Source organism: Haematospirillum jordaniae, from assembly GCF_001611975.1.
GTDB lineage: Bacteria > Pseudomonadota > Alphaproteobacteria > Rhodospirillales > Rhodospirillaceae > Haematospirillum > Haematospirillum jordaniae.
Map to the genome: position 1 here is coordinate 2,039,421 of NZ_CP014525.1, position 26,271 is coordinate 2,065,691.

Below are 26,271 nucleotides of genomic sequence, written 5' to 3' on the forward strand. Positions count from 1 at the left end.
CAAGATAGACCATGGCCATGCACGCCGCTGATATCGAAGCCCTGATCCGCGAGGCGTTTCCCGACGCCGACGTGGTGATCGAGGATCTGGCCGGAGACGGTGATCATTATGCGGCCCGGGTTATCTCCCGCGCGTTTGCCGGCAAAAGCAGGGTGCAGCAGCACCAGATGGTGTATGCCGCGCTGAAGGGCAAAATGGGCGGAGAGTTACACGCCCTAGCACTGCAAACCGCCGTGCCGGAATAAACGCCATGACACCGGTCGATCACCCCCACTGGCATGCGTGGACCCCGCAGGAACGGGCTACGGTGATCGATCGGGATGCCCTGCGCCGTTTGGTTCTGGCTTTCTACGACCGCGTACAGACACACCCTGATCTGGGGCCAGTGTTCGAGAAAACGATCCAGGGCAACTGGCAACCACATCTGGACAAGATGGTGGAGTTCTGGTGTTCCATGATGCTGGGCACCCGCACTTACGACGGGCGCCCCCTGCCCGCGCATCTGGCTTTGCCTGATTTGCATGATCATCACTTTACCCAGTGGCTGGCCCTGTTCCGCGCCACCGCAACTGATGTGTTCTGCCCTGAACCGGCGGAACAACTGTGCATACGCGCAGAACGCATGGCGGCATCGTTCCGGATGGCGCTGGCCATCCAGCGTGGCGAGCGTTTGTTCTAACGCATCCTGTTTTTATTCCGTCGCAACACGGCCTGTGTTCTGAGAAGCACAGGCCACGTTTTTTCATACTTTTTATACAAAAAAGTTACGAAATCCATTTCATTTTATATGGGAGATTTCGTATAAACCATCGCATTAATAGAAATAGTTCGTTTTGGTGCGCGGTTCGTGTGCCGTTGTTGTCTGGCGTTCATGCACAAGGATTATTCCCCCGTTATGTCTGAAATTCGCACAAACCTTCTGGCCACCACCGCTTTGGCCGCCGCCCTTTCCCTGCCCGGCGTCGCGTATGCAACAACCCCCGGAACCACCCCCCTGAACGAAGTCTTGTCACAGTCCTTCGTTGACACGTTCATCAAGGCAAGGAACGATGCAGAAAGTAAGCTTAATTTCTATAGAAAAATTGATAACTATAGAGACAATTACAGCTTTATTGCTGCAATAGACCCCGCAAAAGATCCACAGAAAATAAGTACTTTCCGTTCAGAAACCGAAAAAGACGCATATAAAAAATCATTAGAAGCATTGGAATGGGAAGATAACGAAATAGGAAAAGTTGCTGACACCACAGGAACGCACCCAGTCGCCTTTAGCCGCGGAACCCTGAAAACAGAGGAGGCCCTACAGACAGAACGGCAAGAGGCAGCGAAGAAGGCTCTGAAAGCCAAGCTTGGCGGCATGGTTATAACGGTTACTAGCAATAGCAACTCTGATCTCGCTGCAGCGGTTCGCGGGTTGGCAGGCATTGGGGACAGTGATTCCATCACAGAAGCTCATATAGCCACGGCACTGGATAAAGCCCTGGAAAAGCCTGTCCCCAATGGCAAAAGGTGGGAGCAGGCAAAGACAGATGCCACAACAGCTCTGAGCACTGCTGAAAGTGATGTTGCGGTACAGGAAAAAGATAACGCCGTCAGCAATGCCCTTGGTGCCCTTACGGCCCCTTCTGGTCTGAAGATGAACCGCCAGACGATCAAGCTGGAAGACACTACAGTCGCAAGCGATATCCAACAAGTTATTACGAATTTTAGAACCGCCGGGGGAACTGTCGCAGATACGGTTGACGGCAAGATCGAACACGGCAGTTGGAAAACGTGGAGAGAGAACGCCGGCCTGACAGCCTTAGAGTGGGGTGGTGAGCTTAACAAGTATGAGGATCTGAGGACATTCCTTGGTAAGATCAAGAGTGAAAGAAGTACGCTGGAAAACCAAAAAAGTGGCTTTCAGGCGGACAAAGAAAAAATAAACAAGTTCAAAGCCCTACGAGAATACGTCGGCAATACTGCTAACGGCATAACCGACGCAGACGGAAATCCACTGACCCTGGCCACCACAGGCGCTTTGAAGGATGCTATTGGGAACAACGTCCTTGATCCTGTCATCGACGCTTTGGCAACGAAAATGGGCAACGGCATCACCAAAGAGACGGACACCGCATCAACCACAAAGCCAAACGAGGTTAATCAGAATCTGTGGGATCAGTTCGTTGCCGCCAAGGAACTGAAGGCTGCGCAAAGCACCTCAGGCATAGCGATTGATACGAGAGAAGATAATCTTAATACACAGATTAGCAGCCTAGATTCGCTTGCAAAGATTGAGGATACCTTCATTGATGCCGTGGTGGGTCTGCAGGGCCATATTGCAACAGAAAACAAAAAGACGCCCGGCGATGACATCGCGATTAATGACAGCACCACGCTGGGTGAGCTGAAAGCTCTGAAGAGCAAAATACATAGCACTGACACAGGTGCAACGGCTTTTATCACCGCAATAGACAATGTCTTAAAGAAATACGAAGAGAAAAAAGGCGCGACCCCACAGGATACTGAAACCATAGGAACGATCAAAAGTTCCTTGGGCAACCGCGATCTTGACACTCTCAAGACCACCCGGGACACAGCGCGGGCTGAATACCACGCCTTCTTGGCGCGTCACGGGCTTCTGGGATCACCAGATGATCTTAACAAGCTGAACACGTGGAAAAATTACGTTGATAGCAATGCTCAGACCTTTGAAGCGGTTAAAAGTCACTTGGACAGCATAACAGGTGCAGATCAGGAAGGCCTGATCACCAGCCTGACGGATGCTATTAGCAACTACGCCACAATAGAAGGCGACGTAAACGCATACAACACGCTAAAACAACAATATAATACGTTACGCACATCGCTGGTTAACCTCGGCCTTGTTGGAAATGATGAATATAAAGACGTTACCGCAGCCAATGTTACGGCTTTGGTTGACTTGGCAAAGAAGGCAAAAACACTAGCCAAGGGAGCAGAACTGGAACAAGCCGCAGCCGATACACAAACGGCACTGGAAAAAGCCATCATCCTTGAAGGCCGTGGAACCAGGGATGCTCCAGACGATAAACCCGTCAACATCGGGCAGGACGGGACCATCGAAGTTGACGGCACAAAGCGCCATCGCATCGTGAATGGGGGCCTGCACAGCACAGAGAAGGTACGCCTGGGCGCAACCGGAGACGGCGCCAAGGTTGTTGTCAACGGCGAGGTATCCTCTAAGAAGAGTATCCTGCTGTGGGGTGACAAACCGGTCGAAGTTCAGGACACCCATGGCAATATTGAAGCTGAGGGTGACGGCGCGGGCTATCTGATTTCTACACATGCCAAGACAAACATAGCGCCACAGAATATCGGCACAAAAAACAAACAGCTTGGCAAATTTGAGCAGCGCACCGAAGCGGGGAACACCAAGACCTATGAACAGTTCCACGTCACAGAGGCTCTGCTGATAGTGAATAATGGTGACACTGCCACAACCATTATCACGGAAGACGCCAGCGGTGATATATGGACCGTTGGCGAGGGAATGACAGTTGAAATGCGCGGCGATGCAACCGGCCTGAAAAAGGTGGTGGGTGAGAACGACGGGGACGGAACCATCCTGTTCTCTGCTAACGCTGACGAAACGAAGATCCTCAAGACCCAGCTGGGTGCAGCCGGGAAAAGACTGGGGCGGGTCGAATACCGCGGCGGTATCCACAAAAGGGAAGTCGGGGCACCGTCTTACGACTACGTGAAAAATGTTTTCATCCGCAATAACACGGTGTTTGAAGACAACATCGCCGTAACGTATTCCAATAACGTTACCAACCAAGGCACCCACAAGACCAATGCCGCAACAACAGTCAAAGGAAGCTACACCAACAACGACACCCACGACATCAACGCCGCAATGAACGTTGAGGGTGATTATACCAATACTGCCGGAAGTACACTGAACCTGAACAACAGGCTGGACGTTGTCGGAAAATTCACGTCCGGAAACGGCTCCCAGGTCAATATGTCGGCAGAAAACCCGAATGCCGGGATCAAGGCCAATAGCTTCGACTTTGACAAAACAACCCTTAATGTTTCTGGCGTGGTCAACAAAGCCATTCGTGTGTTTGAAGGCACTGTCACCGAAGACGAACTGAAGGAAATCATCCTGAAGATCGAAAACAATGCCTATAACAACATTCTTGATTACAGGATGGTCAACAAAGGCAACGGGTCTTACCTGATTGGCTTTTCCAACAGTGCAAAAACGGCAGATCTGGTATCCAGCAGCGGGGCCAGTGCAACCGTGGCCAAAGCCTTTGCCTCCGGTCTGGCTGTAGCTGAAAAGACTAGGGACAGTGATCTGAGAAAGGCTTATGAAACAGTTCTACTGTCTGGAAATGTCGCCGATATCAAGCTGGCCGCCGAGCAAAGCACCACCAGCAGCAATGTTGCCGCAACCCAGGCCATTACGGGCGCTTCGCGCGCAGCAGCCGGGGCTGTCTCAACACGCCTGGCGGCAACCCGCGGGGAAGCACAGACCGCCGGCCTTCAGCAAAGCGGCGTCGCTGCCGGTGATGATACCCGGCGCAACGGGGCATGGATGAAAGCGACTGGCGGGATTGCCACCCAGAAGGCCCGCAATGGCGTAGCCGGAGGCCGTACCAACACCTATGGGGCCACCATCGGGTTGGACAACAAGGTAACGGAAACGCTGCGTCTGGGCGGGGCGCTCAGCTATGCTCAGTCCGATGTCAAAGGAAAGGACAGCGGCCAATCCAAGACCGACATCAACTCCTATCAGGTTGCCTTTTATGGGGCTTACGAGCCGGGCCGGTATTTTGTCGAAGGTCAGCTGGCGTGGGCCTACAATACTATCAAGACATCGCGCCGGATTACCTTTGGCGGCCTGAACCGCACCGCAAGCGGTGAATACGATGCGCACCAGTACTCAGCCAGCACCGCTGTTGGCATGCCTCTGCACAAGGGAGCGGTAACCCTGACCCCGAAAGCCGGGATATTCTACAGCTACAACAGCCCGTCCAGCTATACGGAAACCGGGGCTGAAGGATCAAACCTGACGATCAACCCACCCTCGACCCAAATTCTGGAAGGAAGCCTAGGGGGTGTTGTCGCCTATCATCATACAATGCGATCCGGAGCAGAGCTGCGGCCGGAACTGCGGGCTGCGGCCCTGTATGAATTCCTAGGTGATGATGCCACGGCCACAGCCAAGTATGCGGGTGCTGGCGCAACCATTCAGACACCGGGCCTCAAGCCGTCGAAAATGGGCGGTACTGTCGGAGCCGGCATGGGCTACACGACCTCTGACGGCATGTGGGAAGTGCGTGCTGATTACGATGCAGAAATGCGCGCCGGCTATATGTCTCATAACGGCATGTTGACCGGACGTATCAACTTCTAACCTTGAAAAACACTGGCAGGGGCACTCGTCTTGGGGCCTCTGCCAGAAACGTGCGAGAACTCATAAAGAACAAAAAGCTCCCCAGCAATTATCTGGGGAGCTTTTTGTGCAGAAATACAGGCAAAGACTACGAGATGCCACCCGTGGGATGAGGCAGCTTTTCGACCTTTGCCAAAAGGTATTCAAGATCGGATTTCTCAAGATCAACGCCCAGATCACCATACTGGGTCAGAATTCTTTCCAGAACCCGGCGCTGGTGACGCTCAATATCCCCATCCTCGCCATCAAAGTCTGTTTCAGCAATAACATCAATGGCAGCGCGAACGGCAGGATACATGGTCTCCGGCATCCGGCACTTCTGGAAAATACCTTTCAGGCCCAAGGCACCGCTGTCATGGATCAAGCGACGTACGTTGACAACAGGAAGGCGGGAACGGGCTGCCATCGCATATTCAAAGAAAACCAAATCACCCATGCAGATGGCACGCACAATAATCGACGGTGTCAAACGCTTGTGATCCGACATCTGCCGTACCAAGCGCTCTACATCGTCTTCCGATGATTCGGACGACAGTGAAATAACCGCACGCTCCCGCGTTTGCATTACCAAATCAGCAGCCAAGTCCGGGGGCAATTCATGGCGGTGAAGAATATGCTCCTTCAGTGCTTCTGACACACGGTTCACCAAGCGCTCCGTAACTGTTACCGGCAAATAGGCACGGGTTGCCAACGGTCCATGCACAACTTCATGGTCTCCAAACCGCTCCACAATTTTCAGCATGGACTTCTCGGTCAGCTCGGCACCGGCATTCCCCGCCAACGCGGCTGCCACGTCTGCATCACCCCGGCTCACCAGTTCATCAGCAACATTTGCCTCAACAACCCGGCGCTTGGCTACAGCCTTCAGAACGTCCTGACTTTGCTGACTACGAACAATTTCAACCAAATCCTCAGCGGTCAGTACCTCGGAAAACTGCAACAGAGGCAAGGACACGCTGTCTACATCCCGGGCCAAAGACAGGGCAACATCCCGCGGCACCATTGAATTATCCTTGAGATTCAGCGCGAGGGCTTCACGCACACGCACCTCGGCATCCTGCACCATGATACGAAAGATCTCCTCGGCAATTTCACGTTCGGATTCCGAGAGATCAACTGCATCAAACTGACGGGCAACCTTGGAAGCCAAATCCACCCGGATCTCAGGGGACGGTTCCCTCAGCAGGTTTTGTACATCTTCGGCTGTCAGCTGAATATCTGCCATTACATCCTGCCCATCTGCCTTGTTACGGAGCTGGCCGCACCATGTACTGCTTCGCACTTGCACAAAAAGTACAGAGAAATAAAGGACCTGTCCCTGCTTTTCTTCTTCCTGTATACCACGGGTCAGGGTGGCACTTCTACGTTTCCGGATCAAGACTGATCCATTAAAAAATGCCTTATTTTGTTGACGTTAAACGTAACCCTTTCTATTACCTTGGCAATCGGCTACCATTGGGTTCCTCTTCGGAACGGCTTAAAGTGCCTCTCCACGAAGAGGTGGGGTGCCCTTGGAATGCTTTAGCCCCAAATACCCAAGGAAGAAATATGCCCATCGATATCCGGAGCCATATACGATCAATCCCGGACTTTCCCAAGCCGGGCATAAACTTCTACGATATATCGACTTTGCTGCGTGATCCCGATGCTTGGCAGGTCACCATGGGGCGACTGGCCAAAGCTGTCGGGGCTTGGAGGCCGGATGTATTGGCTGGCATTGAATCGCGTGGCTTCCTGACTGCAGCCCCTCTAGCACTGAAACTGGGATGCGGGTTTGTCATGGTGCGCAAGCGCAATAAGCTACCGGGGCCAACAATCAGTTATTCCTATGACTTGGAGTATGGTACCGACACAATCGAAATACAGGCCGATGCCATACAGCCCGGTCAGCGCGTCGTTGTTCTCGATGATCTCTTGGCGACGGGTGGAACGGCCAACGCAGCCGTGAACCTTCTAAGAAAAGTCGGCGCCGAAGTTGTGGGACTGGCCGCTATCATTGAACTGAATTTTCTCAAGGGACGAGACAGGCTGGATGTTCCGGTCGCAACGCTAGTCGACTACGACACATAGCCTGTCCATCGAAGAATAAATTCGTTAATTACTTGACAGGCTCTGCACCAAGACATGGAAGATTCCCTGCCCCTTTGACAACAGCGTAAGCGCCACGCTGGTTGGGAACCGGCTTGAACTTGTCCGTGATGCCCAAGACAGTCTCGGCGCCACCCAAGTAAAGAACGCCGTCGTCAGACATCAACTTGGCAATGCCTTCAAGGACGCGGCCCTTTGTCGCCTGATCAAAATATATCAAGACGTTACGACAGAAAACGACATCAAAGCCTCCCAGCGAGCTGAGATCACTCAGAAGGTTGAACTCCCGGAAGTTAACCATTGCCCGTATACCCGCATCAATCTCCCACTGGTCGTCCCGCTTGTGGAAGTATTTGACGAGTAAAGTGATGGGCAAGCCACGTTGGACCTCAAACTGGCTGTAAAGGCCTGTCTTTGCCTTTTCCAAGATTTCTTTGGACAAATCTGTACCGATAATTTCTGTCTTCCATCCTGCCAGCTTTGCTGCCTCTTCCTTCAGAATCATGGCAAGTGAATATGGTTCCTGCCCCGAAGATGCCGCAGCACACCAGATACGGAAGGACTTCTTGGTTGCGCGTGTACGCAGCAGGTTGGGGAGCACGATGTCTTTGAACTGGTCAAATGGCTTCTGGTCCCTGAAAAAGAAGGACTCATTTGTCGTCATGGCTTCAGTCACATCAGAAGCCAAGCCTTCATCATTAGCACGCAGCTTTTCTGTCAGTTCCTCAATTCCCTTGAATCCGCGCTTGCGGGCAATGGGCATCAGCCGACTTTCCAGCAGATACGACTTATCTGCATTCAGGACAAGCCCGGAGCGGTCCTTGAGGAGTTTGGCGAGATATTCGAAGTCTTCTGGTTTCATGCTCATGCTCGCCTTGTGGCGAATTTCTGGATATAGGAACCGATCTCATCAATCGGAAGGACAGCAGAACACACACCCGTCTGTGCCGTTGCGCCCGGCATACCCCAGACAACACTGGAAGCCTCGTCCTGCGCAATGACGGTACCTCCGGCCTCGGCAACCACCTTCCCGCCCTTGGCACCGTCAGCCCCCATACCGGTGAGCACACAGGCCAGAACCTTCTTGCCATACGCCTTGACAATAGAGCGGAACATGGGATCGACGGCAGGCCGGCAAAAGTTTTCCGGCTCGCCTTGTTCAAGGTGGACGTAGCGCTCTCCACCCTTGCTGTCGATCAACATATGCCAGTCACCAGGGGCAATATAGATCATGCCACCATTTATCTTTTCACCCTGCGTCGCTTCTTTGGCAGAAAGACCGGCAATACGGGTGATATGCTCGGCCAGAATGGCTGTAAATGTTGGTGGCATGTGCTGGGTAATCAGAATGGGTTGTTCCACCCCCCCGGCTGCCTTCAACGCTGTCAGCACCGTAAACAGGGCCTGCGGCCCCCCAGTCGAGCTACCAATGGCGATAACATCAGGGCGTTCGGTCGATGCCTGGCGCAACTGAATCGGCGCCGTAGGAGATAACAGGCTGACACGCGGTGCTGCAGCAGGGGCTGCAGCCGCTGGCTTGGCCACGGCGGGCGCTGCCGATGCAGGAGACGCAGCCGCAGCGGGTGCCGTACCAGTACCAGCACCGAATGTACGCCGAACACCTGTACCCCGACGCGCCGACGCACCCAGAACCTTGACCTTGCTGACCAGAAGCTCCTGAAAGTCACCGGCCCCCGTCAATTCCTTGGAAGAGCTGGGCTTCGGAATATAATCCGTTGCACCAAGCTCCATGGCTTTCATGCTGATTTCTGCGTTCTTGTGCGTCAATGTCGATGACATCAGAACACGAATACCAGGCTTCTTTTCAATAATTTTCGGGAGTGCTGTAAGGCCATCCATAACCGGCATTTCGATGTCCAGAACAACAACCTCGACATCGATACGATCCAAGGCCTGCAACGCAGCCTGACCATTACCAACCGACGCAACAACCTTGATTTCCGGATCAGCCTCAAGCATGCGGGTCTCAAGACCACGCACGACCGCAGAGTCGTCAACAACCATCACGAGGTATGGCCCATCCCCGCCTGAAGAACCTGCCCCTCCTGTGTCTTGAGCAAAGGCCAAACCCCATCTCCTTCAAAAGTCCCAAGAACACCACGCGTCAGTCAAGAAGACCAACCTGGGAAAATTTGGCCTGCAAAATTTCACTGTCAAATGGCTTCATGATGTACTCGTTGGCACCGGCCTCTATGGCTTCCTGAATGTGGGCAATGTCATTTTCTGTTGTACAAAAAACAACAACAGGCTTCTGCCCCCCCGGAAGCCGCCGAAGCTCCCGCAGGAAGTCGATACCGCTCATAACCGGCATGTTCCAGTCCAAAAGAATGGCATCAGGAAGTTCCTTGCGACATATGTCCAAGGCACCTTGGCCGTCCTCGGCCTCCAGGGTCGTAAACGACATTTCCTGAAGAATCTTCTTGGCTACCATGCGGATAACCTTGGAGTCATCGACGATCAGACACGATTTCATGCTTCTCCGTGCCCCTCCTTGCAGGGTTCCCTGTCAGCCGGCACCCGCGCCGGGCCTTGTACACTCTGACAAACCACCATTCCACGGCAGGGAACAACCCTCTGCCCGAATACAACTTGCCTGTCTTATGCCGCAGCTGCACCAAGAATCTGTCCCAGAGTATTAATCAGGGCATCCCGGTCAAACTTGGCAACATAATCATCAAATCCTACCTCGCGCCCACGCTCAAGGTCACGCTCTGTTGCCCGCGAACTCAGGGCAATCAGTGGAATCGTCGCGAACCGCTCATCCTTGCGCAAGGCCTCCGCAAACTCAAAGCCATTCATGCCTGGCATTTCGATATCCGAAACAACAGCATCAAAGCGTGCACCCGAATTCAGGATAGCCATCGCTTTTTCGGCGCTGTCGACTGTTGTGACATCGTAACCCGACACCGACAGAAGTGGCGTCAAAAGATTACGGAAGAACGGGCTGTCATCAACCAGCAACACAGAAGGCCCACCTGCAGCGGCACGATCTTGGCTGGATGGAAGCTGCGGCTTGCCGAACCAGTCACCGAAGGCCCGTGTCAGATAGTAACCGGTATCGATCACATCTGTTGCACGATCACCGATAATGGCGGTCCCAATGATGCCTTGAGTTTCGGCTTTCAGCTCGACCTTCAGGCGATCCTCGACGATGTCGACGATCTCGTCCACCATCAAGCCCATAGAACGATCGCGATCCGAGAAGACAAGGATAGGCTGGCGCCCTTCTTTCCGGAACTCGATGCCATCGGTAACCGTGACCAATGGCATCAGTTGCCCACGATACTGCACAACGGGCTTGCCAAAGGAGTATTCGACCTTTTCAAGCTCAATCTCTTCCAACCTGGCAACCAGCGCCAAGGGAACAGCCTTCAATTCGGCTGTGGCTGCGCGGAAGATAAGCAAGCTGGTCATATCATCCACACGGGTACCCTCGTAGGCAGATGCCCCCTCACCACCAGCGGAATTCATCGTTACTTCGCCGGTTGCGGTGGCAATACCGTTCGGATCTAGGATCATGATAACAGACCCGTCCCCAAGGATCGTATTCCCGGAGAACATGGAAATATGACGGAGAATGGGAGCAACCGGCTTGACGACGATTTCTTCGGTATCAAACACGCGGTCGACAATAATCCCGAAGGTATAGGTCCCGACTTGGGTAACAACAATGAACGTTTCGTTCAGATCGTTATCCACATCTGCCAAACGCGCGGCAAGGTCATGGATATCGTCCTGACGCAGCTTGAGCAGATTACCCAAAGAGACCAAAGGCAGCAAACGATCACGCAACCGCAGCACAGGTGCACGGTTGATCTTTTCGATCTTGGTTTCGGAATTCGCTGTCACCCGGACCAGTTCCAGCACACTGATCTGGGGAATGGCAAAACGCTCTGCCGCACATTCCACAATCAGGGCCGAGACAATCGCAAGGGTCAGCGGGATCTTGATGGTAAACGTCGTACCCTTTCCATAGATGGTCTTGAGCTCGATGGTCCCACCGATCTTTTCGATATTGGTGCGAACCACGTCCATACCAACACCACGGCCCGACACGCTGGTAATCTTCTCGGCCGTGGAGAACCCGGCCTTAAAGATAAACTGGGCAATCTGTTGCTCATTCATCGAGTCGAGATCAGCCTCGGAAGCCAAGCCATTTGCGATGGCCTTTTCACGGATACGGTTGATATTCAGCCCGCGACCGTCATCAGAAATCTCGATGATGATGTGCCCACCTTCGTGGAACGCATTCAGCTTGATAATCCCGACTTCGCTCTTCCCGGCGTTACGGCGGCCTTCGGTATCTTCCAGCCCGTGGTCTGCCGAGTTGCGAACCATGTGGGTCAAAGGATCCTTGATCAGTTCCAGAACCTGGCGGTCGAGTTCGGTTTCAGCACCATACATCTGAAGATCGATCTTCTTGCCGGTTTCAATCCCCAGATCGCGAACAATACGAGGCAATTTTGACCAAGCATTACCGATAGGCTGCATCCTAGTCTTCATCACGCCTTCCTGTAAATCAGACGTAATGTGCGACAGCCGCTGCAGCGGCGCCGCAAACTCGCTGTCATCGCGGCCACGAATCATCTGCAAAAGTTGGTTGCGCGTAAGAACCAGCTCGGAAACCAAGGTCATGAGATTCTCAAGCAGGTCCACGTTGACGCGGATAGACTGCGCCGCGATAGAATTTTCACCACCACCGCCACCACCACCTGCGGGTGCCGCAGGGGCTGCAGCCTTGGCCGCCTCTTTAGGTGGCTCCTTTGCTGCAGCAGGAGGCTTGGCCGCCGCAGGCTTCTCAGCCTCAGGTGGGGCAGCAGCAGGCTCTTCGGCAGCCGGAGCGGGCTTGGCAGACGCAGCCTCCTTGGCACGCTCAGCAGCCATCTGGGCATCAAGCTCTGCCTGACTGGTTGCTTTCTTGCCTTGGGATACCGCCTGCTGAACTTCAGCCAACAATTCTGCAGCAACCGGAAACGCTTCTGCTGCGGCAGGGGGTGCTTCAGGCGCAGGAGTAGGAGGCGGTGGGGGAGCCGCAGCAGCCGGAGCACCACCACCCGAGGTATTCCCCTCAGCCATGGCGTTCAGCTGGTCGATCAGGTCACGGTCATTCCCTTCCGGTTCTGTCTCATTGGCTTCCAGATGTCCCAGAAGTTCCTTGATTCGGTCGATAGAGGCCAGAATAAGGGTGACAGCTTCGGCCGTGACGGTCAGCTCACCATCACGGAACTTGCCCAGAACGTTCTCCCCCGAATGGGCCAACGACTCAAGGCGTGGCAACCCAAGGAACCCGCACGTGCCTTTTATGGTGTGAACCAACCGGAAGATATTGGACAAAATGCCCGTGTCGTTGGGATTCTGCTCCAGATTCACCAACTCAATATCAAGCGTGGCAAGGCTTTCCGCTGTTTCGGTCAGGAATTCACTGAGCAGGTCGTCCATTGGTATCTCCCCAATGCTCTTCCACGAGAGCGCCGAGAACGAAGCCGTCAAAAACCACCATATCCGGCGGTGCGGCGCACAACGCCCCTCCCTGACCGGATAATCCGGCACCCAGAACGCTTTTGTAACACGGAAAAAACTGGACCAGAAGGGTTCTTGCTGTCCATTGCCACAGCGCCATCAAATAGAAAACTGGAAGATTATAAGAAACGCCGCTACAAACGCATTGGTGTTGCGCGAAGGGTTATTTCCCGCTTTGAAAAGACATGGGACAAGCGCCACCCAGCCCGCATGGCAAGCTGATGCAGCAGGATAACCGGGGCATTGCGTGGTCCGGGAACAACGGGCTGCCCAGACAAAAGATCGTCAAGATCCGGGATAGGGGTAACCTGTGTCCCTGCAGCCGCAACCACAACACCACTGCCGGGACACTCTCCCCCGGAACAGACAGAAATAGACCCACCACGAACAAGATGATCAGCTGCCAGCATGATCATGCAGAGAATCATGCGCCCCACATGACCCGGGGTAGATGGCCTGTCAAAGTCATCACCCCAGAGCAGGGTGATGCCGCTTTTTGTTGCCCGGATCCACTCGTCACAGAGTGTGGCCAAATCGGCAAGATCGCGCTCCCCTGCCAGCGACATGCCAAAAACCGTGCGCAGGAATCGCAGCCGGCTTGAAACCGCATCAGCCGACCCTTTCAGAAGAGCAACTGTTTCACGGGCCAACTCGGGATCATCTTCATCCGCCATCAGCTCCATACCGGCAACAACGGCCCCGACAGGCCCGGCCAGATCATGGCACAGACGCGTACACAACAAGTCCGCAAGATCAGCATCCTGCATCACAATGGCTGACCCCTTGTTCTGGCATTGACCCTTAGATTACCCCAAGGAACGATGGACCATATCACCCTAAAACAACAAGATGAAATACAACAGAAATGGCCCTTCATTCATGCCTTTTTCCGCTTCGTGCAGGCATATAATGTCCAAAGGCCGGGCAATTCACCCTTGCCGCTAGGAAGGAAAGATGGCAATCAGCGGCTCATGAAGACCCCTGTACCCGATACTGTTTTTGCACACCTTCCTGTCAGCGCTGTTATTCCGGATTTGCGGGTAGCACTGGAGAAAACAGGACGTGCGGTCCTGCAGGCACCACCCGGGGCCGGAAAAACGACATCCGTACCCTTGGCCCTGCTGAATGAGCCTTGGCTTGCCGAAAAAAAGATCATCATGCTTGAACCCCGTCGCTTGGCCGCACGGGCGAGTGCAGCCCGCATGGCGTCCATGCTGGGTGAGAAAGTGGGAGAAACCATCGGCTTCCGTATTCGCCAGGACCGCTGCTTATCAAGCCGTACACGCATCGAAGTTGTGACCGAGGGCATTCTAACCCGCATGATCTTGGAAGATCCGGGGTTAACCGGTGTCGGGTTGATCATCTTTGACGAATTTCATGAACGCTCCCTGCAAGCTGACCTTGGCCTTGCCCTGTGTCTGGACATCTCGGAAGCACTGCGTGAAGACCTGCGTCTTCTTGTCATGTCAGCTACCCTTGACAGTGGGCCGTTGTCTTCCCTTCTTGGCAATGCCCCCATCATCGTATCAGAAGGCCGCACCTTTCCAGTATCCACCCGTTTCCTGCCACCACGGCGCGGAACAAACATCGAACAGGCCTGCGCTGAAGCCATTGAAGCCCTTGTGGCAGAAGAACAGGGATCTATCTTGGCCTTTCTTCCCGGTGAGAAGGAAATACGCCGTACCGCACAGTTCCTGTCATCAGCAGGCCTTCCCGGCCACATTGATGTACACCCGCTTTATGGAGCCATGCCACCTCACGAGCAAGACCGTGCCCTTGCACCGGCAGGCACAGGACGTCGCAAAATCGTGCTTGCAACGTCGGTTGCAGAAACATCCCTGACCATCGATGGCATACACATTGTGGTGGACTCAGGTCTTTCACGCCGATCCCGCTTCGATGTCGGCAGCGGAATGGGACATCTGGTCACCACACGGGTTAGTGCTGCTGAAGCTGCCCAGCGCCAAGGGCGTGCCGGACGGCTGGGACCGGGACTAGGGTGCCGCCTGTGGAGCGAAGCGGAAGATCGTGCCTTGGCACCCTTCCCGCCGCCAGAAATCACCGAGGCAGACCTGACACCGCTGCGCCTAGACCTTGCCGTCTGGGGAGCACGGGCAGAGCAGCTTCGGTGGCTGGATGCTCCCCCCGCTCCAGCCTTGGCCCGGGCCGAAGATCTTCTGCAGGCCATGGGGGCCCTTGATCAGGATGGACGGATAACACAACACGGAAAGGCAATGGCAGCCTTACCGCTGCACCCACGCTTGTCCCATATGGTCCTGTCGGCTCAGTCTCTGGGTTTGGGTGGACTGGCCTGCTTGATAGCGGCCGTGCTTGCCGAACGGGATCCCGCCCGCGCCTGTCGCAATGCCGATCTACGACATCGCCTGGAGCTGGTTCAGGGCAAAGTCAAGGACGCATCGGTCGACCACCGCGCACTGTCGCGTATTCGCGATCTGTCATCCGGGTGGCAAAAAAAACTGGGCCTGAAAGAAGAATCCGGAACAACCAAGGCTGGCCTAGTAGCCGCACTGGCCTTCCCGGACCGGATTGGAAAGCAGAGGGTACAAGGCACCTATACACTATCTGGTGGGCGCAGCGCTGCCCTGCCCCCGGATGACCCGCTTGCGGTGCATGATTTTCTGGTGGTGATGGACCTTGATGGCCGGGGGGCCAACGGACGTATTTTCCTGGCCGCACCCCTGGAACGGCAGGATCTGGAATCCCTGTTTGCTGATTCCATCGAAGAACAGACCGTAACCTGCTGGGACTCACGAACCGGCAGCGTTCTGTCCCGAGTACAGCAGCGATTGGGTGCTTTAGTCCTTGCTGAAAAAGTAAACACTGCCCTTGATTCACACACAGCAACACAAGTCATGGCGGAAGGAATCCGTCAGACAGGCCTGCATTGCCTGCCATGGGACAAGCAGAGCCAGCAATTCCGTGCCCGTGTCACCTTTCTGGCCCAACAGAACAAGGACAACTGGCCCGATATGACAGATGCAGGACTTCTGGACAGCCTGTCGGACTGGTTCATCCCGTTTGCAAACGGGCTTACCCGACTGGAGCATCTGAAGCGTCTTGATCTCCTGTCTGCCCTGACTGCCATGCTGTCCTGGACACAACGCCAGCAGCTGGAGCGCGCCGCACCCTCCCATTTCACGGTTCCGACAGGGGAGCGAATCCCCTTGGACTATACAAGCGGTGAAATACCAGTCTTGTCGGTGCGGATCCAGCAGCTGTTTGGATGCCGCACACACCCCTCGATAGGAGAAGACACAATACCCCTGACGGTTCATCTGCTGTCTCCAGCTGGACGGCCATTGCAGATAACCCGTGACCTGCCGGGATTCTGGACCGGGAGCTACCCGGCCATACGGGCAGAAATGCGTGGACGGTATCCCCGCCACCCTTGGCCCGACGATCCCCTGACAGCTACGCCAACCAACCGGGCGAAACCACGTGGAAATACCTGATAGCCATGATTGATCCTGCTTGGCATACCCGTATCGCGCATGCACTGGAAACCCTGAAAGAACAAGGGCGATACCGTTCCGTGTGCACCACAGAGACAGAAAATAGCATGTCCGTGAGACGCCACGGACGCAGCCTTATCAATATGTCATCGAATGACTATCTGGGTCTGTCGCACCATCCTGCCCTGATAGAGGCTGTCTCCCACGCAGTGCAGGAAAGCGGGTGTGGCGCCGGGGCATCACGCCTGATCTGCGGCACCCTACCCTTGCATGACATGCTGGAAGACCAACTGGCCGCGCTGAAGGGAACGGGCTCTGCCCTAGTGACAGGATCAGGGTTCCAGACCAATGCCTCTGTTCTTGCTGCCCTGCTGGATCAGGGCACGACAAAGACCGCTCCGCTTGTTCTGGTGGATCGCTTGGCCCATGCCTCGATCCACGATGGTCTCAAGCTGGCCGGAGTACGTCAGCTGAGGTTTCGTCACAATGACCTGTCTCATCTCTCTGATCTGCTGAAGCAACACAGCCATCAAAGCGAGACACGGATCATCATTACGGAAAGCGTGTTCAGTATGGATGGCGACCGTGCAAACCTGCAAGAACTGGTAAGGCTGGCCACGGAACATGGTGCTCTTCTATACGTTGACGAAGCACATGCCACAGGCGTTCTGGGGCCGGACGGAGCCGGGCTGTGTGCCGATCCCGTCGTCAAGGGCAAGGTTGACATTGTGATGGGTACCTTTGGCAAGGCTTTGGGCGGCTATGGGGCATTTGTCGCGACCTCTGCCCTTCTGCGCGCGTGGCTCATCAACCACTGCAGAGGGTTTATCTATGCGACCGCACTGCCGCCACCAGTTCTGGCCGCAGCCCTTGCCGCGCTGGAAATCCTGCCTTCCCTTGAGAACCAGCGCCGCTATCTGCTGGAGATCGGCAACACACTGCGATCAGGGTTGAGACAGATCGGGATTGATACACTGGCCTCCGATACCCAGATTATTCCCGCCGTCATCGGCAATGACCACGACACACTGGCTGCAGCAAGTATGCTGGAAGGCAGGGGCTTTCTGGTGGTTCCCATCCGTCCACCAACCGTTCCCCCCGGCACGGGACGCCTGCGGATTGCCCTGTCGGCGCTACACACCCGTGACCATATTGATAGACTGCTGGATGCTTTCCAGGCCTTTGCACGGTGCGGCGCATGACACGCATTCTTCTGCTTCATGGCTGGGCCGGCTCTGCTCAAGACTGGAAGGAAGTCCAAGCCAATCTACCGGACGACCTGGATACAGAATGCCCCGACGCAGGGTATTTCGGCCAACAGAATCCATGGTCCGGACACAGGCCTGACCTTATTGTAGGGTATTCCCTTGGATGCTTGGACGCACTGGATCACCCCGATCTGGGCGGCATTCCATGGATGGCTGTCAATGGATTCACCCGGTTCTGTGCAGGGACAGAGTTCCCGGAAGGAATACCTGCACGCATTCTCCAGCGCATGCAGAAACGGCTTGATGAAGATGCGGAAACCACGGTCACAACCTTTTTATCCAGCATTGAGGCTTTCCGTTTCCCGGATGACAGCGTGACCTATAACCACGAAGCCTTGTCTGCCGGGTTGACCCGCCTTCTTGAAGCAGACAGACGCCCGGTACAGCCTGTCCTTGCGCTGGCTGGAGACAGGGATCCTCTTGTATCTGTTGCACACAGCCGGGCCTGCTTTGGTGATTCCACCGTGATCATCCAGGAGGGCGGACACAGGTTGCTACACAGCCACCCACATATTGTTGCCAACGCTATTATCAGGATCATCCGGTCATGAACACGATCGCCTGGAAACAGAAGGTTGCCCGGCGTTTCAATGATGCGGCAACAACCTATGATACCGCCGCCGCCATCCAGCGCAACATTGCAACAACCCTTGCTGAAAACCTGAAGGCTACTAACCTGCCCTCCCACCCTGTTGTTCTGGAAGTCGGGTGTGGAACCGGTTTCCTGACCGAACAGCTTGCACCGATCCTTCGCCCTGCCCTGTGGCAAGCTACAGATGTTGCGCCATCTATGGTTCAGGCCTGTCTGCGCCGCATGCAGCCCCATGCCATAAATGTGAATGGCCGGTGCATGGATGGAGAATGGCCGGACCTTCCCCCGCAATCGGTCGATCTTGTGGTGTCGAACATGACAGCACAGTGGTTCTCTGATTGTCCCGTGGCTTTACAGCGGCTTTACAGTTTATTGCGTCCCGGAGGAGTTCTGGCAATAACCCTGCCCGGATCGCAGACATTCGCCGAGTGGAGATCCCTGTGCAGTCAGGCCGGCGTACAAGCGCCCGCACCCCTAGGGCCAAATCAGGATACATTGGCCATGAACCTGCCCCATGCGCATATCTCCGCACATAGTGTGCCGATGTCCTGTGCAAACCTGTTCGAGTTTCTTAACCATCTGCGCCATACCGGGGCCCGTACAGCCCCACAACAAGCAGTACCCATGACCGTATCCCAGATGCGTCGCCTGATGCGCATAACGCAGGGGCACCCCCTGACCATGACCTATGAAATCCTGACTGTTATATGGAGCCGACCATGAAGACAGAATTCCGCGGCTTTTTTGTCACTGGCACCGATACAGATGTCGGGAAAACCGTTGCCTGTGCTTGCCTAGTCAAGGCAACAGGTGCACTGTACTGGAAGCCGGTGCAGTCCGGCACCGATGATCTGCCGGGCGGAGATACAGCAACAGTAGCCAACCTGACAGGCCATCACCCGGATGATTTCCCTGCGCCTGTTTTCTCTTTCAAGGCTGCACTATCACCAGATCAAGCAGCTCGGCTTGAAGGGAAAACCATTGAACCAGCGCAATTGGAGAACAGGCTTCCCTCCAAACGCCCCCTGATCGTTGAGGGCGCCGGTGGCCTGATGGTGCCCCTGACCGATCAGGTCATGATGATCGATATCATAAAAAGATTGGGGTTACCCGTTATCATCATCGCCCGTACAGGACTGGGAACAATCAACCATACCCTGCTCAGCCTGGAAGCACTCAAGGTACGCCATATCCCTGTTGCAGGGGTTCTGTTCTGCGGGCCGGACAACCCGGACAATATCAATACAATCAAGCGACTTGGACAGGTTCCCGTAATTGGCCATATTCCCGTACTCTCCCCTCTGGGCCGGACATCCATCCGGCACGCAGCAGAAACCCTTGACCTTTCGGCCTGGATGTAAAGCGGAGCAATGATGATGGATATGGAAACCAGCAGCCTGATTGCCCTAGACCGAGCCCACCTGTGGCATCCCTTCACCCAGGCCATGACAGCTCCGGATGCCATACCCATACGGTCTGCATCAGGGGCCGTTCTGACAACGACGGATGGGCGCCATATCTTGGACCTGATTTCATCGTGGTGGGTCAATCTGCATGGGCATGCGCATCCCGCCATAGCCCGTGCCGTAGCAGAACAGGCTGCAACGCTGGAACACGTGATCTTTGCGGGATTTACGCACGAGCCAGCCATACGCTTGGCCAGTCGCCTTGCTGCACTGCTACCAGACCCATTATCCCGCGTTTTCTTCTCTGACAATGGCTCAACAGCCGTAGAAGTTGCGATGAAAATGGCTTTCCAGCATGCAACTAACAAAGGAGAAAAGCAGCGGACCCGGTTCTTGGCCTTCGAGGGCGGATATCATGGTGACACCATTGGGGCCATGTCAGCCGGGGCCTCGTCAAACTTCTTCCGGGCCTGGAAGCAACTTCTGTTTCCAGTAGATATCATGCCGATTGCTTGCCATGATTCCTCCATCGGGCATGATCTGATCGATATCAGCGAACAGCGCGCCCTGAAAGCGCTGGAAGCCCATCTTGACCAATATGGACAGACAACGGTCGCAGCCCTGATCGAACCTTTGGTTCAAGGGGCCTGCGGCATGCGCATGCACCGCCCGGCATTTCTGCATGCTGTCACAGAGCGCCTGCGCCATCACGGTATCATGGTTATCTTTGATGAGGTCATGACAGGTTTCGGACGAACCGGAGATCTGTTTGCATGCGTTAAGGCAGGAGTTGCACCTGATTTCATATGCCTGTCCAAGGGCCTGACCGGTGGCTTTATGCCCCTGTCCGCTACGGTAACCAGTGATGCTGTTTACCAAGCTTTTATGGGCGATTCGGTAGACCGTGCCTTCCTGCACGGGCACTCTTTTACGGCAAACCCGCTGGGGTGTGCTGCCGCCTTGGCATCACTGGATCTTCTGATAACAGATGCCTGCAAGGATGCACGCCACCAGATTGAAAGATTCCACCGTAGTACATTGGCAGACATTGTGGCTGGAAGCACGTTGACGCGGCGCTTCCGGGTTACCGGGACCATTGCAGCCTTTGATCTGGAATGCGCCGATCCTGGCTATGCATCATCCTTGGCACCACGGTTGAGAGACCTGTTCCTGCAAGCCGGTATGCTCATCCGCCCCTTGGGCAACACGGTCTACCTGCTTCCACCGTACTGCATCACCAATGATCAGATGGAGAAGGTAGCCACGTCAGTCAGGGCTGTGCTGCAAACACTGGAAGAAGAGGCACCAAGACCAAGAACGGCACCTGTGCCTGTTCCTGCTTTTGACATGTTCTGAAGGAAATCAGCGCTCGTCCATATTCATCAGGTCCTTGATAATTCCCTCCAGCTTGCCGCTGCGCTGATCCAGCTCCCTGGCCGCTGCCAGTGTAGAGCTGGAGGCTTTGCTGGTGGTATCGATCGCGGTACATACATGCGCAACGTTACCGCTGATTTCTGATGTAGCTGCACTCTGCTCCTCGACAGAGGCAGCAATGGCTGCAGAGATCTCCGACAGGTTCTCAACCTGCTCCATCAGATGATGGGCAATGTCTTGGGATGCTTTTGTTGTATCCTTCAGGAGACCAATGCGATCACCAACAGAGACCGCAGATTCCGCTGCCTGGTGCGCTAGGGAATGAACTTCTTCGGCAACAACGGCAAACTTCTTGCCCTCGAAACCAGCACGCGACGCCTCTATGGCAGCATTCAATGCCAAGACTTTTGTTTGAGCGGCAATCGCAGCAATCATAGAAATAACCGCATCAATCTGCGTCGATGCCTCATCCATGGCATACACTTGATCTAACATCTGCCGCATCTCTTCCCTGGTTTCATGGCTGATGCGGGCCGCATCACACAAACGGGCACTGATTTCATTGATGGATACGCTGAGCTGCTCCACGGCTGCCATCACAGACGCCGCCTGGTTGGATGTTTCCTCCGCAGCAGCAGCACCTTCTGTCGCCTGAATCTTCAGGTCTGTCGATATGGTATTAACCTTGGAGGCCAGCTCCGTGACCATGTTGGTAAGACGCTCTTGCTCGGTGACGAGCGACCACGTCACCATGGTACCGATCACAGCCCCTGCATGATCCTTGACCGGGTTGACGCGAAGGTCCATTGCCTCGTCCCCGACGTGTACAACTGCACGGTGCTGCCGGTCACCAAGCTTTTCTATAATCTGCCTTTGATATTCTGGGCGGCGGTGAAAGATGTCATAGCTCTTCCCAATCACCTCCTCGGCCTTACAGGGCAGGAGATGTTCTATCTTCTTCAGGGTCTCGCGACTCCTCTTGTTTGTGTACGTTATAATGCCATTCTTGTTACAGAGAATAATGTTTACGGGCATGAGGTCCAGCATCTGCAAACGTGCGTTATTTTCTGCTTCCACACGCAGGTGCTCTGTCGCCAACGACCATGTAAGACAGATTGCAACATAGCGCCCCTTGCCATCGTAAATGGCTGAAAGCTTCAGTTCCAGCTTGTGCGCCCCCAAAGACACGATAGCCCGGTGTGGCAGATTACTCGGATCTGCAAGCAAGGCACGCTGATGAGCAGGATTTTTATGAAACGCATCAATACTAGTGCCGATCAGACTGCTGAGAGGAACCGGCAGCCACCTCTCCAGAGGAGCAAGAATCTCCATACTGCGCTTGTTGGCAAACTGAATGGTCAGGGTTTCACTGTCAGCAATCATGACTGCATCGGGCAGTGCATCCAGTGTTGCACGCGACAGCATCTGGATAAAATCGTTGTCATATCTGGAAAAAAACATGACGCCCTCGCCCGATACCCTGTATGAGACGGGGTCCATACTCTCATTGACAGTCAAAAATACATTCCACCGCCAAAGGAACTGTATCCAGACAGACAGATATAGATACACTCATACACAAAAGATAATGCGCGCGAACACCCTGACCCTTCTCTGAACCATGAAAGCAAGCTAGGGTCCGGCAAACGGGAAACAGCAGAACAACGGACAACTACGCCTATGTCGACTATTGCCTCCTTGATTGCACAGGATCTCGGCTGTCGGGAATCTCAGGTTAATGCTACAATTGATCTTCTTGCTACAGGAGCAACCGTTCCTTTTATTGCCCGCTACCGCAAGGAAGCAACAGGCGGGCTGGACGATGCACAGCTCCGCTTTCTGGAAGAGCGACTGGGATACTTGCGTGACCTAGAGGACAGGCGAAACACCATCCTCAAGAGTATCGACAGCCAAGGCAAACTAACCGCTGACCTGCACGCCAAAATTGACAGTGCCGATACAAAGGCCAAGCTGGAGGATATCTACCTCCCCTATCGCCCCAAGCGCCGTACCAAAGCCACCACAGCCCGCGAAGCCGGGCTTGAGCCATTGGCCAATGCTCTTCTTGAAAACCCGGGACACGATCCTGAAATCAAGGCCCGCAGCTTTGTTGATGCTGACAAGGGAATTGCAAACCCTGCAGAGGCGCTGGAAGGGGCACGCCACATCCTGATTGAACGGTTCGCAGAACACGCAGAACTCGTCGGAACCCTGCGGGAGATGATGTGGTCTGAAGGGATTTTATTCTCCAATGTTATCAAAGGGAAAACCGATCAGGGAAACAAGTTTACCGATTACTTTGATCATCGCGAGCCCGTACGCCACATAGCAGGCCACCGCGCGCTGGCCATGTTCAGGGGCGCCGCAGAAGGTATTCTCCGTCTGTCATTACGGCATCCGGACAGTGACGAGAAAACAGGAGACAGCGAAACCTGCCTGCGTTGTATTGCCAGCCGCTTCGGCATTGGCAACAAGGGACGCCCCGGTGATCCGTGGCTTGTCGAGACCGTGCGGGCCGCATGGAAAAACAAGCTGTCCGGACATATTGAAACAGACATAACCACACGCCTGCGTGAAAAAGCAGAAAAAGAAGCGATACAAGTCTTTGCTGCCAATCTGAAAGATGTGTTGATGGCAGCCCCGGCAGGTATGCGGACAACACTGGCCCTGGACCCGGGGTACCGTACAGGGGTAAAGGTCGCAGTTATCGACCAGACCGGGAAGGTACTTGAAACAACAACAATCTACCCGCATGAGCCCCGTAAACAATGGAATGAATCGTTGGAAGCGCTGGGCCGCTTGGTCATCAAACATCAGGTACAGCTGATCGCGGTCGGCAACGGCACCGCAAGCCGTGAAACTGATACATTGGCTAACGAACTGATCCGACAGCTGCCGGAACAGCGGACCACCAAGGTTACGGTGAGCGAGGCTGGTGCCAGCGTATACTCTGCTTCAGCTTGGGCATCACAGGAACTGCCGGATCTTGATGTCTCGCTTCGCGGTGCGGTCTCCATAGGACGACGCCTGCAGGATCCCCTTGCAGAACTGGTCAAGATCGACCCCAAAAGTATCGGCGTTGGCCAGTACCAGCACGATTTGTCTCAGCCGGAACTGGCCCGGGCACTGGATGTGGTTGTTGAAGATGCCGTTAACGCTGTTGGCGTGGACCTGAATACAGCCTCGGTCCCCCTCCTCAGTCGTGTGGCCGGCCTCTCGGAACGACTGGCCGAGAATATTGTCGCCTTCCGCGACAGCAACGGTGCATTCAGGAACCGTCAGACCTTGCTGAAAGTAACAGGGCTGGGGCCAAAGACTTTTGAACAGTGCGCCGGCTTCCTGCGCATTTTCAATGGCGATGAGCCCCTAGATGCATCGGCGGTTCATCCGGAAGCCTATTCCGTTGTGCAAAGCATACTGACCGTTGCCAAGACCACCATCACGCATGTGATTGGCAATCTTCCCCTGCTCCATACGTTGCGGCCGGAATCCTTTGCCAACGATCGCTTTGGTACCCCGACCGTCATCGACATTCTGAAGGAACTGGAAAAACCCGGACGCGATCCGCGACCAGAATTCAGAACAGCGCAGTTCCGCGACGGCGTGGAGAAAGTGGCCGATCTTGAACCCGGCATGATTCTCGAAGGAACCATTACCAACGTTGCCAACTTCGGGGCCTTTGTGGACATCGGTGTACACCAAGACGGGCTGATCCACATTTCCGCCTTGTCCGACCGCTTCGTCAAAGATCCAAGAAGTGTTGTAAAGGTCGGCGATGTGGTGAAAGTGAAAGTCTTGGATGTGGACCTGCAACGTAAGCGTATCGCGTTGACACGGCGGATGGATGAAGAACCCGGCAAGACCCGTAACCAGCCCCGAACACCAGGACTGGATGAAACCCGGAAAACACCACGGGCACATCAGAAGGGCAAGGATAACACAACGAGTCAGAACACTGATAATGCGCTCGCCCATGCCCTAGCCAAAGCAGGGTGGAAGACAAAGCAGAACAAGAAGGAACCCCGGTCATGATCCGGTCTGCCAACACACCCGCCCCAGACGGGAAAACGGAACGGAACCTGATCACCCCGCATGGTCTGAAGGCGTTGAAAGAAGAATACCGCCACCTGTGGACCATTGAGAGGCCGAAGACCGTAGAGGCCGTGTGGCGGGCTGCGCAAAATGGCGACCGATCAGAAAACGGTGACTATTTGTATAACAAAAAGCGCCTGCGTGAGATTGACCGGCGGGTCCGCTTCTTGTTGAAACGGATAGACTGCGCAGAGGTAATCGATCCATCACGGCAAACAAACCGGTCACAGGTTTTCTTTGGTGCCACAGTGACCTTTGTCAATGAACGCGATGAAGAAAAAACCGTCACCATTCTAGGCAAGGACGAGGCAAACATGGCCACAGGCTCAATCAGCTGGCAGTCCCCTGTTGCCCGGGCGTTGATGAAAGCTGGTATCGGAGACACCGTAACCGTTCGTACCCCAGCCGGCATCAGTACACTGGAAGTCCTGTCGATCGGTTATCCACGCCCGGACGGATCCTCTGAAGAGGTATGACTGGGTGACAGACAGTGACTGTGATCCGAAAGAACCTCGATCACACGGCAAGCACGGACTGTATGGCCATTCGGGTGCTCGGACATATGCTCCAGCTCTTGCTCCAGACGCCGCAACCTAGCAATGCGGTCGCGTACACGGTGCAGGTGGCGCATGGCGATATGATCCACTTCATGGCAAGGTTTTTCCGGATGATCAGACAAACGCAAAAGCTCGCGAATGTCATCGAGGGTAAAACCAAGCTCACGGCTGTGCCTGATAAAGCTGAGACGGTCCAGATGCGCCGGCCCGTAAACACGCTGATTACCGGCCGTACGATTCGGAACAGGCATCAGACCGATCTGCTCATAATACCGAATTGTTGGCACCTTGCAGCCACTCTGCTTGGCCAGGTGCCCAATGCTGAACAGATCTTGACGTGCTCTCACACTCCGTCCTTTCCACATACAGGACAAGGCGATCAAGGTGGCCGATCAGGTCCAATCGCACAAGAGCAAAGATAAACGGCGATACCCCACTGTTGCAGCCCGAAACCG

At 54.7% G+C, this 26,271-nt stretch carries 20 protein-coding genes; 12 read left to right on the forward strand and 8 right to left on the reverse strand.

All coding sequences use genetic code 11. The annotated features are described in order from the left end of the window. The first annotated feature begins 11 nt into the window (after positions 1-11). The 3 genes from AY555_RS09565 (at position 12) to AY555_RS09575 (ending at position 5,386) form a co-directional block, all read left to right on the forward strand. Positions 12-245, forward strand: a complete 234-nt coding sequence (locus tag AY555_RS09565) for a BolA family protein (RefSeq protein ID WP_066136098.1) — start codon at positions 12-14, stop codon at positions 243-245. A 5-nt stretch (positions 246-250) separates the two neighbouring features. After that, on the forward strand, positions 251-679 hold the full coding sequence (locus tag AY555_RS09570) for a group III truncated hemoglobin (protein ID WP_066136101.1): 429 nt from the start codon (positions 251-253) through the stop codon (positions 677-679). A gap of 216 nt (positions 680-895) precedes the next feature. Then, positions 896-5,386, forward strand: coding sequence for an autotransporter outer membrane beta-barrel domain-containing protein (locus tag AY555_RS09575; RefSeq protein WP_066136104.1), 4,491 nt, complete (start codon positions 896-898; stop codon positions 5,384-5,386). Positions 5,387-5,513: 127 nt separating this feature from the next. Here the strand turns inward: AY555_RS09575 and AY555_RS09580 are convergent, their stop codons facing one another. After that, positions 5,514-6,650 (reverse strand): DUF2336 domain-containing protein, encoded by a 1,137-nt coding sequence (locus AY555_RS09580; protein WP_066136873.1) that lies wholly within the window; start codon positions 6,648-6,650, stop codon positions 5,514-5,516. 323 nt (positions 6,651-6,973) lie between these two features. Between AY555_RS09580 and AY555_RS09585 the strand changes: the two genes are divergently transcribed. Further along, complete coding sequence (locus tag AY555_RS09585; protein WP_209315423.1) at positions 6,974-7,495, forward strand: adenine phosphoribosyltransferase; 522 nt, start codon at positions 6,974-6,976, stop codon at positions 7,493-7,495. 28 nt (positions 7,496-7,523) lie between these two features. On the opposite strand, the gene AY555_RS09590 is transcribed toward AY555_RS09585, so the two are convergent. The 5 genes from AY555_RS09590 to AY555_RS09610 form a co-directional block, all read right to left on the reverse strand. Then, on the reverse strand, positions 7,524-8,375 hold the full coding sequence (locus tag AY555_RS09590) for a CheR family methyltransferase (protein ID WP_066136877.1): 852 nt from the start codon (positions 8,373-8,375) through the stop codon (positions 7,524-7,526). A gap of 2 nt (positions 8,376-8,377) precedes the next feature. Continuing rightward, positions 8,378-9,538, reverse strand: coding sequence for a protein-glutamate methylesterase/protein-glutamine glutaminase (locus AY555_RS09595; RefSeq protein ID WP_066136878.1), 1,161 nt, complete (start codon positions 9,536-9,538; stop codon positions 8,378-8,380). 100 nt (positions 9,539-9,638) lie between these two features. Then, positions 9,639-10,007, reverse strand: a complete 369-nt coding sequence (locus AY555_RS09600) for a response regulator (RefSeq protein WP_066136106.1) — start codon at positions 10,005-10,007, stop codon at positions 9,639-9,641. Positions 10,008-10,132: 125 nt separating this feature from the next. Further along, the gene (locus AY555_RS09605) at positions 10,133-12,973 is read right to left on the reverse strand and encodes a hybrid sensor histidine kinase/response regulator (RefSeq protein WP_066136109.1); all 2,841 of its coding nucleotides are present in this window, start codon (positions 12,971-12,973) and stop codon (positions 10,133-10,135) included. A gap of 215 nt (positions 12,974-13,188) precedes the next feature. Further along, positions 13,189-13,821, reverse strand: coding sequence for a histidine phosphotransferase family protein (locus tag AY555_RS09610; protein WP_066136112.1), 633 nt, complete (start codon positions 13,819-13,821; stop codon positions 13,189-13,191). Between the two features lie 204 nt (positions 13,822-14,025). Between AY555_RS09610 and hrpB the strand changes: the two genes are divergently transcribed. The 6 genes from hrpB to AY555_RS09640 are packed head-to-tail and all read left to right on the forward strand — an operon-like array spanning position 14,026 to position 21,149. Next, positions 14,026-16,527 (forward strand): ATP-dependent helicase HrpB, encoded by a 2,502-nt coding sequence (gene hrpB, locus AY555_RS09615; RefSeq protein WP_066136880.1) that lies wholly within the window; start codon positions 14,026-14,028, stop codon positions 16,525-16,527. Positions 16,528-16,532: 5 nt separating this feature from the next. Next, complete coding sequence (gene bioF, locus AY555_RS09620) at positions 16,533-17,729, forward strand: 8-amino-7-oxononanoate synthase (RefSeq protein ID WP_066136115.1); 1,197 nt, start codon at positions 16,533-16,535, stop codon at positions 17,727-17,729. Next, positions 17,726-18,346, forward strand: coding sequence for an alpha/beta fold hydrolase (locus tag AY555_RS09625; RefSeq protein WP_066136118.1), 621 nt, complete (start codon positions 17,726-17,728; stop codon positions 18,344-18,346). Before bioF ends, AY555_RS09625 begins: the two co-directional genes overlap by 4 nt. Beyond that, positions 18,343-19,110 (forward strand): methyltransferase domain-containing protein, encoded by a 768-nt coding sequence (locus tag AY555_RS09630; protein ID WP_066136121.1) that lies wholly within the window; start codon positions 18,343-18,345, stop codon positions 19,108-19,110. Before AY555_RS09625 ends, AY555_RS09630 begins: the two co-directional genes overlap by 4 nt. After that, positions 19,107-19,748, forward strand: coding sequence for a dethiobiotin synthase (bioD, locus tag AY555_RS09635; RefSeq protein WP_066136124.1), 642 nt, complete (start codon positions 19,107-19,109; stop codon positions 19,746-19,748). Before AY555_RS09630 ends, bioD begins: the two co-directional genes overlap by 4 nt. 9 nt (positions 19,749-19,757) lie before the next feature. Next, on the forward strand, positions 19,758-21,149 hold the full coding sequence (locus tag AY555_RS09640) for an adenosylmethionine--8-amino-7-oxononanoate transaminase (RefSeq protein ID WP_245176922.1): 1,392 nt from the start codon (positions 19,758-19,760) through the stop codon (positions 21,147-21,149). A gap of 6 nt (positions 21,150-21,155) precedes the next feature. Here AY555_RS09640 and AY555_RS09645 read toward each other — a convergent pair whose 3' ends face one another. Next, positions 21,156-22,628 (reverse strand): methyl-accepting chemotaxis protein, encoded by a 1,473-nt coding sequence (locus AY555_RS09645; RefSeq protein ID WP_066136127.1) that lies wholly within the window; start codon positions 22,626-22,628, stop codon positions 21,156-21,158. A gap of 219 nt (positions 22,629-22,847) precedes the next feature. Here AY555_RS09645 and AY555_RS09650 point away from each other — a divergent pair, with 219 nt between their 5' ends. Together AY555_RS09650 and greB are read left to right on the forward strand one after the other, a co-directional pair. Next, positions 22,848-25,199 carry a Tex family protein gene (locus AY555_RS09650; protein ID WP_066136130.1) on the forward strand — a complete coding sequence of 784 codons (2,352 nt, stop codon included), beginning with the start codon at positions 22,848-22,850 and terminating at the stop codon, positions 25,197-25,199. After that, positions 25,196-25,735 carry a transcription elongation factor GreB gene (greB, locus tag AY555_RS09655; protein ID WP_066136134.1) on the forward strand — a complete coding sequence of 180 codons (540 nt, stop codon included), beginning with the start codon at positions 25,196-25,198 and terminating at the stop codon, positions 25,733-25,735. Before AY555_RS09650 ends, greB begins: the two co-directional genes overlap by 4 nt. Here the strand turns inward: greB and AY555_RS11615 are convergent. Further along, positions 25,699-26,145 carry a MerR family transcriptional regulator gene (locus AY555_RS11615; protein ID WP_082812100.1) on the reverse strand — a complete coding sequence of 149 codons (447 nt, stop codon included), beginning with the start codon at positions 26,143-26,145 and terminating at the stop codon, positions 25,699-25,701. The genes greB and AY555_RS11615 overlap by 37 nt on opposite strands. Positions 26,146-26,271: the final 126 nt, after the last annotated feature.